The sequence below is a fragment of the Streptomyces sp. CB03234 genome (assembly GCF_001905885.1).
In the GTDB taxonomy this organism is placed as follows: Bacteria; Actinomycetota; Actinomycetes; order Streptomycetales; family Streptomycetaceae; genus Streptomyces.
On sequence record NZ_LIYH01000002.1, the window covers coordinates 496,798 to 510,427 of the forward strand.

The 13,630-nt window shown below is 72.6% G+C and carries 9 protein-coding genes; 8 read left to right on the top strand and 1 reads right to left on the bottom strand.

Annotated elements, in window-relative coordinates; translation table 11 throughout:
* Window positions 1-6 precede the first annotated feature (6 nt).
* From AMK26_RS09105 to AMK26_RS09140, 8 genes are all read left to right on the top strand, one after another.
* Window positions 7-405, top strand: coding sequence for a hypothetical protein (locus AMK26_RS09105; protein ID WP_073753963.1), 399 nt, complete (start codon window positions 7-9; stop codon window positions 403-405).
* The gene (locus AMK26_RS09110) at window positions 402-2,096 is read left to right on the top strand and encodes an ABC transporter transmembrane domain-containing protein (protein ID WP_073753965.1); all 1,695 of its coding nucleotides are present in this window, start codon (window positions 402-404) and stop codon (window positions 2,094-2,096) included. The genes AMK26_RS09105 and AMK26_RS09110 overlap by 4 nt, the downstream gene beginning before the upstream one ends.
* The gene (locus AMK26_RS09115) at window positions 2,093-3,967 is read left to right on the top strand and encodes an ABC transporter ATP-binding protein (protein ID WP_079277512.1); all 1,875 of its coding nucleotides are present in this window, start codon (window positions 2,093-2,095) and stop codon (window positions 3,965-3,967) included. The genes AMK26_RS09110 and AMK26_RS09115 overlap by 4 nt, the downstream gene beginning before the upstream one ends.
* 86 nt (window positions 3,968-4,053) lie before the next feature.
* A complete protein-coding gene (locus tag AMK26_RS09120; protein WP_073753967.1) occupies window positions 4,054-6,087 on the top strand; it encodes a thioredoxin domain-containing protein in 2,034 nt (677 codons plus the stop codon).
* Window positions 6,088-6,358: 271 nt separating this feature from the next.
* Complete coding sequence (locus tag AMK26_RS09125) at window positions 6,359-7,615, top strand: glycosyltransferase (protein WP_073753969.1); 1,257 nt, start codon at window positions 6,359-6,361, stop codon at window positions 7,613-7,615.
* Window positions 7,612-9,279 (top strand): ArnT family glycosyltransferase, encoded by a 1,668-nt coding sequence (locus AMK26_RS09130; RefSeq protein ID WP_073753971.1) that lies wholly within the window; start codon window positions 7,612-7,614, stop codon window positions 9,277-9,279. Before AMK26_RS09125 ends, AMK26_RS09130 begins: the two co-directional genes overlap by 4 nt.
* Entirely contained in the window at window positions 9,276-10,472 is a 1,197-nt protein-coding gene (locus AMK26_RS09135) for a glycosyltransferase (RefSeq protein ID WP_073753973.1), read from the top strand. Before AMK26_RS09130 ends, AMK26_RS09135 begins: the two co-directional genes overlap by 4 nt.
* A gap of 50 nt (window positions 10,473-10,522) precedes the next feature.
* Window positions 10,523-12,928: a galactose oxidase early set domain-containing protein gene (locus AMK26_RS09140; protein WP_073753975.1), complete on the top strand. Its 2,406-nt coding sequence runs from the start codon at window positions 10,523-10,525 to the stop codon at window positions 12,926-12,928.
* Here AMK26_RS09140 and AMK26_RS09145 read toward each other — a convergent pair.
* A complete protein-coding gene (locus tag AMK26_RS09145) occupies window positions 12,894-13,556 on the bottom strand; it encodes an acyl-CoA-like ligand-binding transcription factor (protein WP_198944018.1) in 663 nt (220 codons plus the stop codon). The two genes, AMK26_RS09140 and AMK26_RS09145, sit on opposite strands and share 35 nt — an antisense overlap.
* Window positions 13,557-13,630: the final 74 nt, after the last annotated feature.

Consider the following 13,630-nt stretch of genomic DNA (forward strand, 5'->3'; position numbering starts at 1 on the left):
CCTGCCATGACTCTGCCCAGCGTGCTCGACCCCTTCTTCGTCATCGCCTGCCCCGACCCCGGCCGGCCGGCGGTCACCGACAACGGAACGACGGTCCGACACGGCCGCCCGGCCGGCCGGGCAGGGGCGGTGGCCGACCTGTCCGCCACCCCCGCACGCGGTCCGCACCCGCCCGTGGCCGTCACCCCGCACCACAGCGTCAGCGACATCGGCGCGACCCTCGACACACCCGACGGCACGGCGCCGGAGGACGGTGGCATCACGGCCGAACCCGCCGCGCGGCGCGCGCACCCGCGTGCCACGCTCCCCCCGTACCTCGTCCCCGACCGGATCGTCGCGGTCCCCGAACCGCACCCCCGCACCGGCAAGGCCGGCTGCGCGGCCACCCGGGACCGGTACCTGTGAGCAACCGGTTCTTCGACGCCTCGGTGGCTCCCGCCTCCTTGCCCGAGGCGGACGTGCGGGGCCCCTGGGCCTACCTGTGGTGGTTGGTGCGAATCCGGCCCTGGCCGTTGGTGCTGAGCGGCGTGCTCGGTGCCGTCTGGATGGTCCCCCTCGCCCTGATCCCGCTCGTCATCGGCAGGGCCATCGACGAGGCCGGCCAGGGCAGTGGCCAGGCCGGACTGTACCTGTGGTCCCTGTTCGCGCTGGTCCTCGGCATCGTCCAGGCCCTCGCCGGCGCCGGCTTGATCCAGGCCGCCGTGGGCGCCGAGGCGCACGCCCTGTCGCACACCCACCGCCTACTGATGCGGCACGTGGTCCGGCTGGGCGCCACTCTGGGCGGCAAGGCCCGCTCCGGCGACGTGGCCGCCTCGGCCGCCGCCGACGTCGAAAGCATCGGCAACGCCTTCGAGGTGGTCGGCCGCACCATCGGCGCGGTGTTCGCCGCCGTGCTGGTGGCCGTGGCCCTCACCGCCACTTCGCCCGTGCTCGGGCTGGCCGTGCTCATCGGCGTCCCGGCCGCCGTCCTGGGCATCGGACCGCTGCTGCGGCCGCTCCAGGAGCGCGACGAGGCCCAGCGCGAGCAGATGGGCATCGCCACCTCCCAGGCCGGCGACATCGTCGCGGGCCTGCGGATCCTGCGCGGCATCGGCGGCGAGGCCGGTTTCGCCGAGCGCTTCCGCCGCACCAGCCAGGAGGTGCGGCGCGCCGGCGAGTCGGCCGGCCGGATGGAGGCCTGGCTCCAGGCGGCGGGGGTCTTCCTGCCCGGCCTCGTCACCGTCGGCATCGTCTGGTTCGGCGCCCGCCTCGCCGTGCAGGGCACCATCACCGCCGGCGAACTGGTCGCCTTCTACGGCGCGTCGGCCTTCCTCACCCTCCCGGTGAGCACCGCGACCGAGGCCGCCGAAACGCTCAGCCTGGCCAAGGTCGCCGCCGGCCGGGTCTGCACCCTGCTGCGCCTCACCCCCGAGACCACCCAGCCCGCGCACCCCGAGCCGTTGCCGCCGGGACCGCTCTCGCTGGTGGACGCCCACACCGGCATCGCCGCCGAGGCCGGACAGCTCACCGTGGTCGTCGCCCCCGCCGACCGCACCGGGAACCTCGCTGACCGGCTCACCCGCCCGGGCCGGTCCGGCGACGGCGCCCCGGCCGTGCTGCTCGGCGGCGTCCCGCTCGACCGGGTGGACCTCGCCGAACTGCGCTCCCGGGTGCTCCGGTCCGGGCCGGCCGACACCCTGTTCAGCGGCACCGTACGGGAGGAGCTGACCGCGGAGGCCGCCCGCTCCCCACGCGACCTGGACGTCGCGCTTTTCACCGCCGACGCCGACGACGTGGTCGAGGCCCTCCCCGCCGGCCTGGACACCCGCCTCGACGAGGGCGGCCGGGCCCTGTCCGGCGGTCAGCGCCAGCGCCTCGTCCTCGCGCGGGCCCTGCTCGCGGCCCCCGACGTCCTGGTGCTGGAGGACCCGACCTCCTCCGTCGACGCCCACACCGAGGCGCGGGTGGTCGAACGCGTGGCCGCCGCCCGCGCGGGTCGCACCACCATCGTGTTCAGCGACAGCCCGCTGTGGTGCGGAGTCGCCGACCGAGAGGTCCGCCTCGACGCGGGCCACGTCCCCGGCAGCCCCGACCGCTCCGCAGGAGTGCCCTCGTGACGACGACCCCCACCCAGGCTTCCGCCGGCGCCGCCCCGGCCCCGCCTCCCGGCCCCGCGCCCGCCGGGCCGCCGGGCCGCGCCGAGGCGGGCCGGCTGCCGCTGGCCGACCGGGCCGACGTCCGCGTCTGGATCGGCGCCTTCCTCCGTGGCGAGGCAGCCCGGCTGCTCCTCAGCTTCGCGCTGTTCGCCGCCGCCCTGGTGGCCGGCCTCATCGGCCCCCGGCTTCTCGGCCACTTGGTCGAGTCCGTCAAAGCCGGCACCACCACCGGCCGGGTCGACCTGCTCGCCCTGGCCTTCGTCGCCATCCTCGTCGCGCACGCGCTGCTCGCCCGCGCGGCCCGCACCCAGGCCACCCTGCTCGGTGAGCGCGTCCTGGCCAAAACGCGCGAGAACTTCGTCCGCAGGGTCCTCGGGCTGCCGCTGGCGGAGGTGGAGAGCGTCGGCACCGGCGACCTCCTCAGCCGCGCCACCACCGACGCCGACCGCCTCAACGAGAGCATCCGGCAGGCCGTCCCGCGCATCGCGCTGGCCGCCGTCAGCCTGGTGTTCACCGTCGCGGCGATCCTGCTGACCTCGCCCCTGCTCGCGCTGGGGCTGCTGGCCGGGATACCGTTCGCCGCCCTGTCGACCTGGTGGTACCGGCCGCGCGCCACCCGCGCGTACCAGCGGCTGCTCGCCGAGGAGGCCGACGTCCTGGCCGTCACGCACGAGACCGCCCGCGGTGCCGCCACCGTCGAGACCCTGGGGCTCGGGCCCCGCCAGGTGAAGCGCCACGGCGCGGCCGTCGACCAGGTGGTACGCACCCGGCAGCGCACCACCTGGCTCCAGACCATCTGGTTCCCCAGCCTGGACCTCGCCACCATGGTGCCGATGGCGCTGTGCCTGCTCATCGGCGGGCTCGCCTACCAGCGGGGTGCTGTGGGGCTCGGCGAGCTGACCGCCGTGGTGCTGTACGTGCAGGCGCTCGGCGAGCCCCTCAACGACCTGCTGACCTGGACCGACGAACTCCAGATCGGGAACGCCGCGCTGCGCCGGATCCTGGGCGTGGACCGGCTGCCGCGCGAGGAGCCGCGGCCGCCGGCGGCCATCGAGGGTCACGCCATCCGGGTGGAAGGGGTCGGCTTCGGCTACGGCCCCGGCCGCGAGGTCCTGTCCGGCATCGAGCTCGACATCCGCCCCGGCGAGCGCCTGGCTGTGGTCGGCGCCTCCGGTGCGGGCAAGTCGACCCTCGGCAAACTGCTCGCCGGCGTGCACCATCCCACCCGGGGGACCGTACGCATCGGCGGCGCCGAGATCGGCACCCTGCCGGTGGACCAACTACGGCGTGAGATCGTGCTCGTCACGCAGGAGCAGCACGTGTTCACCGGCACGGTACGGGACAACCTCACGCTGGCCCGTGAGGAGGCCCCGCCGGACGAGCGGCTGTGGGAGGCGCTGGAGACCGTCCTGCTGACGGACTGGGCGCGCGGGCTCCCCGACGGCCTCGATAGCGAGATCGGGCCGGGCGCCGCTCCGGTGTCCCCGTCGGCGGCCCAGCAGCTGGCACTGGCCCGGCTGCTGCTGTCCGACCCGCACACGCTGGTCCTGGACGAGGCCACGGCGCTACTGGACTCCACCGCCTCCCGCCGGGTCGAGCGTTCTCTCGCGGCGCTGATCGAAGGCCGCACGGTGATCTCCATCGTGCATCGCCTGGACTCGGTGCGGTACGCCGACCGCATCGCGGTCATGGACCGGGGCCGGATCGTCGAGCTCGGCAGCCACGAGGAACTCCTGGCGGCGGACGGTGCCTACGCGTCTCTGTGGCGCTCATGGCAGGCGGCCCGGCACTCGGACCCGGCGGCGGGGGAGCACACACGGGGACGGCACTGACCGGAGGCCGTACCGGCCGCGCGAGCTGTTTGTGTGCTGCCTGTGGCGCATGGGCGGGACGCAGGGAGGTGCGCGAGGATGGGGGTATGCCGAACCGACTGGCCCATGAGACGTCCCCGTACCTCCTTCAGCACGCCGACAACCCGGTCGACTGGTGGCCCTGGACGGGAGAGGCATTCGAGGAGGCCCGGCGCCGCGGCGTGCCCGTGCTGCTCAGCGTCGGCTACAGCTCCTGCCACTGGTGCCACGTGATGGCGCACGAGTCGTTCGAGGACGAGACGACCGCCGCGTACGTCAACGAGCACTTCGTCCCCGTCAAGGTCGACCGAGAGGAGCGGCCCGACGTCGACGCCGTCTACATGGAGGCCGTGCAGGCCGCCACCGGCCACGGCGGCTGGCCCATGACCGTCTTCCTGACGCCCGAGGCCGAGCCGTTCTACTTCGGTACGTACTTCCCGCCCGCGCCCCGCCACGGCATGCCGTCCTTCCACCAGGTGCTCCAGGGCGTCGCGGTCGCCTGGGCCGACCGGCGCGCGGAGGTCGACGAGGTCGCCGGGAACATCGTGCGGGAGCTGGCGGGGCGCTCCCTCGCCTACGGCGGGGCCGGTGCGCCCGGCGAGCAGGAGCTCGCCCAGGCGCTGCTCGGGCTGACCCGCGACTACGACGACCGGCACGGCGGCTTCGGCGGGGCGCCGAAGTTCCCGCCGTCCATGGTGGTCGAGTTCCTGCTGCGCCACTACGCCCGCACCGGCGCCGAGGGCGCCCTGCAGATGGCCGCCGACACCTGCGAGGCGATGGCCAGGGGCGGCATCTACGACCAGCTCGGCGGCGGGTTCGCCCGCTACGCGGTGGACCGCGAATGGGTCGTGCCGCACTTCGAGAAGATGCTGTACGACAACGCCCTGCTGTGCCGCGTGTACGCCCACCTGTGGCGGATCACCGGCAGCGACCTGGCCCGCCGGGTGGCTGTGGAGACGGCCGACTTCATGGTGCGGGAACTGCGCACCGCGGAGGGCGGCTTCGCCTCCGCGCTCGACGCCGACTCCGACGACGGGACGGGCAAGCACGTCGAGGGCGCGTACTACGTGTGGACGCCCGGGCAGCTGCGCGAGGTCCTGGGCGAGGAGGACGCCGCGTACGCCGCCCAGTACTTCGGCGTCACCGAGGAGGGCACCTTCGAGCACGGGTCCTCCGTGCTGCAACTGCCGCAGGGCGCCGGGGTGGTGGACGCCGAGCGCATGGAGGGGATCCGGCAGCGGCTGCTCGCCGCCCGCGAGGAGCGTCCCCGCCCCGGCCGCGACGACAAGATCGTCGCCGCCTGGAACGGGCTGGCGATCGCCGCGCTCGCCGAGACCGGCGCCTACTTCGACCGCCCCGACCTCGTCGAACGCGCCACGGAGGCCGCCGACCTGCTCGTACGGCTCCACATGGACAGCTCCGCGCGGCTCGCCCGCACCTCCAAGGACGGGCACGCCGGCGCCAACGCCGGGGTGCTGGAGGACTACGCCGACGTCGCCGAAGGGTTCCTGGCGCTGGCCGCCGTCACCGGCGAGGGCGTGTGGCTGGAGTTCTCCGGCTTCCTCCTCGACATCGTGCTCGACCAGTTCACCGGCGAGGGCGGCGCGCTGTACGACACCGCCCACGACGCCGAACGGCTGATCCGCCGCCCCCAGGACCCCACCGACAACGCCACCCCCTCCGGCTGGACCGCTGCCGCCGGGGCCCTCCTCGCGTACGCCGCCCACACCGGTTCCGAGGCCCACCGCATTGCCGCCGAGGGCGCCCTCGGCGTGGTCAAGGCCCTCGGCCCGCGCGCGCCCCGCTTCATCGGCTGGGGCCTGGCCGTCGCCGAGGCGCTCCTCGACGGGCCGCGCGAGGTCGCCGTCGTCGGCCGGGCGGACGACGACACCGCCCGCGCCCTGCACCGCACCGCGCTCCTCGGTGCCGCCCCCGGCGCCGTCGTCGCCTTCGGCGAACCGGACGGCGGCGAGGAGGAGTTCCCGCTGCTCAAGGACCGGCCCCTGGTCGACGGGCAGCCCGCCGCGTACGTCTGCCGCCACTTCACCTGCGACGCGCCTACCACGGATCCGGACGACCTGGCGCGCAAACTGGCCAACTGACGCTGAAAACACAGTTTTTATCGGGACAGCGCCTGAATGTCAGTCCCTACCTCTATTCTCATCGGACATAAGGAGTGGAGACTCCGCGCATGTTCTGGGGAGGGCGTGTGCGGACGTTGACCGAGGGCGTCGACGGCCAGGGGGGTCCTGCCGCGATCCGCCCCTGACATGTCTCTTGGGGAACGACCGTACTGCGGCGGCGTGACACCGGTGCGACCACCGGTGCGCGCACCTGCTCCGCCGCGGCACGGCCGGAGGGGGGAACTTTTCCGTGCTCGTATCCGTGTCCGTCGCCGCCATTTCGCTGGCGCTCTTCTGGATGGCCGCCTTCACCCTGTGGTGGCAGATGCACGCCTGGCGTACGCCCGAGACGCTCGCCGCCACCCGATTCCAGAGCCCGGACGGGCAACAGGGGCTGTCGTTCTCGCTGTTGCTGCCCGCCCGCCATGAACAGCTCGTCCTGGAGCACACGATCGACCGGCTGCTGGAGTCCAGCCACCGGGACTTCGAGATCATCGTGATAGTCGGCCACGACGACCCCGAGACCACCGAGGTCGCCGAACGGGCCGCCGTCCGCGACCCCGGCCGCGTACGCGTCGTCGTCGACACCCACGAGTCCAAGAACAAACCCAAAGCCCTCAACACCGCCCTGCCCTACTGCCGGGGCGACGTCGTCGGCGTCTTCGACGCCGAGGACCAGGTCCACCCCGAGCTGCTCGCACACGTCGACCACGCCTTCACCGCCACCCGCGCCGACGTCGTCCAGGGCGGCGTCCAGCTGATCAACTTCCACTCCAGCTGGTACTCCCTGCGCAACTGCCTGGAGTACTTCTTCTGGTTCCGCTCCCGCCTCCACCTGCACGCCGCCAAGGGCTTCATCCCGCTCGGCGGCAACACCGTCTTCGTCCGCACCGACGTGCTGCGCGAGGCCGGCGGCTGGGACCAGAACTGCCTCGCCGAGGACTGCGACCTGGGCGTGCGGCTCTCCAGCGTCGGCAAGAAGGTCGTCGTCGCGTACGACGCCGACATGGTCACCCGCGAGGAGACCCCCGGCACCCTGATGAGCCTGCTCAAACAGCGCACCCGCTGGAACCAGGGCTTCCTCCAGGTCTACCGCAAGAAGGACTGGAAGCAACTGCCCACGCTCGGGCAGCGGATGCTCGCCCGCTACACCCTCATGACGCCGTTCATGCAGGCCTTCACCGGCGTCATCATCCCGCTCAACGTGGCGGTCGCGCTCTTCCTCGACGTCCCCATCGGCATCGCCGTCATCACCTTCCTCCCCCTGCTGACCGCGATGGTGACGTTCGTCTTCGAGATCGTCGGACTGCACGACTTCGGCAGGCAGTACGGGCTGCGCGTACGGCTCGTCCACTACCTGAAGCTCATCGTCGGCGGGCCCTTCTACCAGCTGCTGCTGGCGGGCGCGGCGGTCCGCGCGGTCTGGCGCGAGCAGCGCGGCCGCAACGAGTGGGAGCTCACCAGCCACGTCGGCGCCCACCTCGTACGGGAGGAAGCCACCCGATGACCGCCACCCTTCCCGCGGCTCCCGCAGCCCCCGAGACGATCGCCGTCCCGGCACCGCACGACAAGAGACGGCTGGTCACCCGGCCCGTCATACGCTTCCGCAGCTCCCGCCCCGACCTGATCCTGTGCGGCGTGCTGCTCGTGGCGATCCTCCTCGTCCAGGGCTGGAACATCCAGCAGTACCCCACCCTCAGCGACGACGAGGGCACCTACCTCGCCCAGGCGTGGGCCGTGCAGAACGGCCGGGGCCTCGCCCACTACACGTACTGGTACGATCACCCGCCGCTCGGCTGGATGCAGCTCGCCGCCCTCACCTGGATACCGTCGCTGATCGCGCCCGAGACGATGACCGTCGCCTCCATGCGCCTGGCGATGCTGCTGGTCAGCGCCGCCAGCGCGGTGCTCCTGTACGTGCTGGCGCGCCGCCTGTGGCTGCCCCGCTGGGCCGCGGGCCTGGCCATGGCGCTGTTCGGGCTCTCCCCGCTCTCCGTCGTCCTGCAGCGGGAGATCTTCCTCGACAACCTCGCCGTGATGTGGATGCTGCTGGCGTTCTGCCTCGCCGCCTCACCCGACCGGCACCTGTGGCACCACTTCGGCGCCGGGATCACCGCCGCCACAGGTGTCCTCACCAAGGAGACGATGCTCGTCGTCCTCCCGGCGCTGCTGGTGACCATGTGGCGCCACGGCCACCGCGACACCCGCAAGTTCGCCGTCACCGGAGCCATCACCGCCTGCGCGCTGATCGGCTTCTCCTACCCGCTGTTCGCGCTCCTCAAGGGCGAGCTGCTGCCCGGCGACGGACACGTCTCCCTGTGGGACGGCATCACCTACCAGATGAGCCGCCCCGGCTCCGGCTTCATCCTCACCGACGGCACCGGCTCCAACGGGGTGCTCGACTCCTGGCTCTACTACGACCGTGTCCTGCCGCTCGGCGGCCTCGCCGGCGCCGCCCTGCTCCTGCTCACCCTCCGGTGGTCGGTCACCGCGCGGGCCCTGGCCGGACCGGCGCTCGCCGTCGCCATCCTGGCGGTCGTCGCCATGCGCCCCTCCGGCTACCTGCCCGCCATGTACGTCATCCAGGCGCTGCCCTTCCTCGCCCTGGTCCTCGCCGGCGGCGCGGCCAGCGTCGCCCACGCCGTGCTGCGCCGCCCGATCGCCACGCCCCACGGCCCGCACCGGGCCCCGCTCGGCACCGCCGTCCGCCGGACCGTCGCCGTCCTGCTCGCGGCCACGGCGGCCGTGTACGTCGTCCCGCGCTGGTACGACGGCGACCGCACCGCCATGACCGCCGACGCCAACGCCCCCTACCGGGCCGCCGCCGCCTGGCTCGGCCGCGAGGTCCCCGACCCCGCCCACACACGCGTGCTGGTCGACGACGCGCTCTGGCTCGACCTCGTCCACGCCGGGTACGAACCCGGGCTGGGGGCCATCTGGTTCTACAAGGCCGACCTCGACCCGGCGGTGACGAAGACCATGCCCCGCGGCTGGCGGGACCTGGACTACGTCGTCGCCTCCCCGACCGTCCGGCGCGACGCGCGTGACCTGCCCAACGTCAAGGCGGCGCTGGAGCACTCGACGCCCGTCGCCACCTTCGGCGAGGGCGAGGAACGCATCGAGATCCGGAAGATCACCGGAGACCGGAACAGCCGAGCGGAGGCCTCTTGACCATCCAGCCCACCGGCGCCGAGCACGTCGCCCCGGTCACCGACGACGTACCCGAGCCGGGTGCCGTCACCGTCGTCATCCCCACCTTCAACGAGTCCGCCAACGTACGGGAGCTGCTGCGCCGCATCGCCGCGACGGTGCCCGACCGCCTCCCGTGCGAGATCGTCTTCGTCGACGACTCCACCGACGACACCCCGGCCGTGATCGCCGACGCCGCCCGGGACTGCCCCTTCCCCGTCTCCGTCATCCACCGCGACACCCCCGACGGCGGCCTCGGCGGCGCCGTCGTCGCCGGGCTGAAGGCCGCCACCGCCGACTGGATCGTCGTGATGGACGCCGACCTCCAGCACCCGCCCGCCCTCGTCCCCGACCTCGTCGCCACCGGCGAGAAGGAGGACGCCGACCTCGTCGTCGCCAGCCGCTACCTGCCCGGCGGCAGCCGCGCCGGACTCGCCGGCGGCTACCGCGTCGCCGTCTCGCGCGGCGCGACCTGGCTCGCCAAGGCGCTCTTCCCACGCGCCCTCGGCGGCATCAGCGACCCGATGAGCGGCTTCTTCGCCATCCGGCGCGCCACCCTCACCACCGACACCCTCACCACCGACACCCTCAAGCCCCTCGGCTACAAGATCCTCATGGAGCTGGCCGTACGGTGCCGTCCGGCCCGGGTCGCCGAGGTGCCGTTCGTCTTCGAGGAACGGTTCGCCGGCGAGTCCAAGTCCACGGCCAGGGAAGGCGTGCGGTTCCTCCGCCACCTCGTCGAGCTGCGCACCGCGTCCCCGCTCGCCCGCATGGTCGCCTTCGGGCTGATCGGCCTCACCGGCTTCGTACCGAACCTCGCCGCCCTGTACGTGCTCACCGGCGCCGGGCTGCACTACCTGCCCGGCGAGATCCTCGCCAACCAGCTCGGCGTCGCCTGGAACTTCCTCCTCATCGAGGTGCTGCTCTTCCGCGACCGCCGCCACCACCGGCACTGGGCCGACCGCGTGGGGCGCTTCGCGCTCCTCGCCAACGCCGACCTCGTCCTGCGCATACCACTGATCGCCCTGTTCGTCGGGCAGCTCCACATGGCGGTGCTGCCCGCCACCGCCCTCGCGCTGCTCACCACGTTCGTCCTGCGCTTCGCCGGCACCGAGGCGCTGGTCTACCTGCCCCGCAGAGCGCGTCCGGCCCGCACAGGAAGGAACCTCCGGTGAAACCGACCCCTCGACGAAGGCGAGGAGCGGCCCTGTTCGCCATCGGCGCCATGACCTCCGGCCTCCTCCTGGCCGCCCAGCCCCCGGCGGCCGCCGGGATCAACCTCATCAAGAACCCCGGCTTCGAAACCCCGGGCACGGACCACACCGGCATGCCCGAATGCTGGTCCACGTCCGGCTGGGGGAACAACGACTTCACCTTCACCACCACCACCGACGCCCACACCGGCACCAGCGCCATGAAGGTCGAGCTGACCCGCCGCGTCGACGGCGACCGCAAGGCCCTGATCACCGAGTCCAACGCCTGCGCCCCGGCCGTCGCCGCCGAGCGGCAGTACGACCTGTCCCTCTGGTACAAGTCGACGACCCCGGACACGGCCATCACCCTCTTCCGGCACGACACGACCGCCGGCTGGCAGTACTGGACCGACCTCAAGACCCTCCCGCTCGCCGCCTCCTACACCCGCGCCGAGGTGCGCACGCCCGTCGTGCCGCCCGGCACCGACAAGATCGCCTGGGGCGTGTCCGTCTTCGGCACCGGCAGCGTCACCACCGACGACTACGTGATGGAGGAGGTCACCCCGCCCGCGCCCGACCCGGTCTGCACCGGCACCGCCGAGGAGTGCGCCAAGGGCAAGTGGGAGGTCCTGGCCACCAAGAACCCGGTCCGCTCCATGCACTCCGTCGTCCTCCACAACGGCAAGGTGCTGCTGATCGCCGGCTCCGGCAACGACCCGGAGATGTTCAGGGCCGGCACCTTCACCTCCGCCGTGTACGACCCGGTGAACGGTTCCTTCAAGACCATCCCCACCCCCGTCGACATGTTCTGCGCCGGCCATGTGCAGCTCTCCGACGGCCGGGTGCTGGTGATGAGCGGCAACAAGGGCTACCCGTCCGCCGACGGCAAGATCGGCTACCAGGGCCTGAAGGACTCGTACATCTTCGACCCCGCCACCGAGTCGTACGTGAAGACCAACGACATGCACGACGGGCACTGGTACCCGTCGGCGACGATCCTCGGCAATGGTGACGTCATCTCCTTCGGCGGCCTGAAGGAGGACTCCACCGGCAATGTGACGGCGGAGAAGTTCTCGGCCGTACAGAACAAGTGGCTACCGGTCAACGAGGTCAAGCAGACCTGGTCGTACTGGGGCCTGTACCCGTCGATGATCCTGATGCAGGACGGGCGGCTGTTCTACTCCGGCAGCCACACCTTCGGCAATGGCACCCCGGGCACCGGCGCCTCGATCTACGACTACGACAAGAACACCATCACCGACGTCCCCGGCCTGAGGAACAAGGACGAGCGCGACGAGTCCGCGAGCGTCCTGCTGCCGCCCGCCCAGGACCAGCGGGTGCTGACCATCGGCGGCGGCAACAACGAGCGCAACCCCGCCGCCAACCGCCTCACCGACATCATCGACCTCAAGCAGCCCAACCCGGGTTACGTGGCCGGGCCGCCGATCCCGCACGGCCTGGTCGACCAGGGCCAGGGCAAGCGCCCGCAGACCGGCGACGAGGGGAAGATGTACGTGTCGGCGGTGCTGCTGCCCGACGGCAAGGTCCTGGAGACCGGCGGCGCGCTGCACGACCGGGCCGACCCGGTGTTCGAGGCGTCGATCTTCGACCCGGCCACCGACACGTACCAGGCGGGCATGGCCGCCGACCCGGTGCCGCGCGGGTACCACTCGTCGGCGTTCCTGCTGCCCGACGGCCGGGTGATGGCGGTCGGCGACAACCCCGGCAACGGCTCGTACAACCACGACGTGTCGATCTACACGCCCCCGTACCTGCTGAAGGGCGCGCGCCCGCAGATCACCTCGGTGATCGACAGCCGGTGGAACTACGGCGACACCCAGCGGATCACGGTGGACCGTCCGATCGCCAAGGCGGAGCTGATCCGCCCGGCGGCCGTCACCCACTCCTCCGACCCCAACCAGCGGTTCGTGGACCTGCCGCTGTCCGTCATCGACGACCGTACGGTCGACCTGAACGTCACCGGCAACCCGAACCTCGCCCCGCCCGGCTGGTACATGCTCTTCGCGGTCGACGCGAACGGCATCCCGTCCATCGCCCAGTGGGTGCACCTGGGCGGACCGGCGGCGATGGCGGCGGAGGCGGAGAGGTCGGCGCACGTCCACGACTTCGCCGGCGATCTCGCCGCCACCCCCAAGAAGCCGCTGAAGAAGCGGGACGCGGCGCCGGTCAGCCCCCGGATCGCCGGGTGCGACCGGCACTACGGCACGGCCGGGGTGTGCGTACCGACGGTGTTCCCGCGGTCGGTGAAGGCGACGACGAAGGCCCGCTGCGACTGGCTGGCGGTCCACGACTACGGCCGCCTGAAGGTCAACGGCAAGGACGACCCGCTGCGGCTCGACCCGAACCGGGACGGCGTGGCCTGCGGAAAGGGGGACACGCCCGTCAGGGGCGGCGCTCCAGCGAAAGCCCGCCCCTGAGCGTGTCGAGGGCGCGGTTCACGAGCGCGACCAGGTCGTCCTGCTGGTCGCGCTCGGCCCAGTGGACCAGTGCCTCGCGCAGCGCACCCGTCACGGCGGCGGTGAAGACCCGTACCTCCAGGTCGTCCGCCGCCCGGCCGGTGCGGTCCGCCATCACGCGCGACAGCATCTGGGAGGTCTCGGCCATCGTCTCGGTCATCCGGGCGCGTACGGCCGGGACCTCCACCAACAGCCGGGCGCGCTGCCGCGTCTCCTCCGGCTCGTGCTCCAGGAAGGCGGCCACGGTCCGGGTGATGACACTGCGGAGGGACTCCAGCGGGTCCTCGCCGGCGGGCCGCCCGCGCAGCGCCGCCTCCATGACCGGGTCGTACTCGTCGGTGAGGACGATGTCCTCCTTGGCCGGGAAGTACCGGAAGACGGTGCTGGGCGAGACCTCGGCCGCCTCGGCGATCTGCTCGACGGTGGTCGCCTCGTACCCCTGCTCGGCGATCAGCCGGTAGGTGGCCCGGCGGATCGCGATCCGGGTCTTGAGCTTCTTGCGCTCCCGCAGCCCCATGGGCCGGTGCTCCCGGGTGAGCGGATCGAGCGGATCGAGCGGGTCGAGCGGGTCGAGGAATTCGGCGGCCATGCGGCTCATTGTCGGCCATCGCCCCGCAACGGCGAACGGCCGTGGCGCGGGGGCGCCACGGCCGTTTCCCGTCC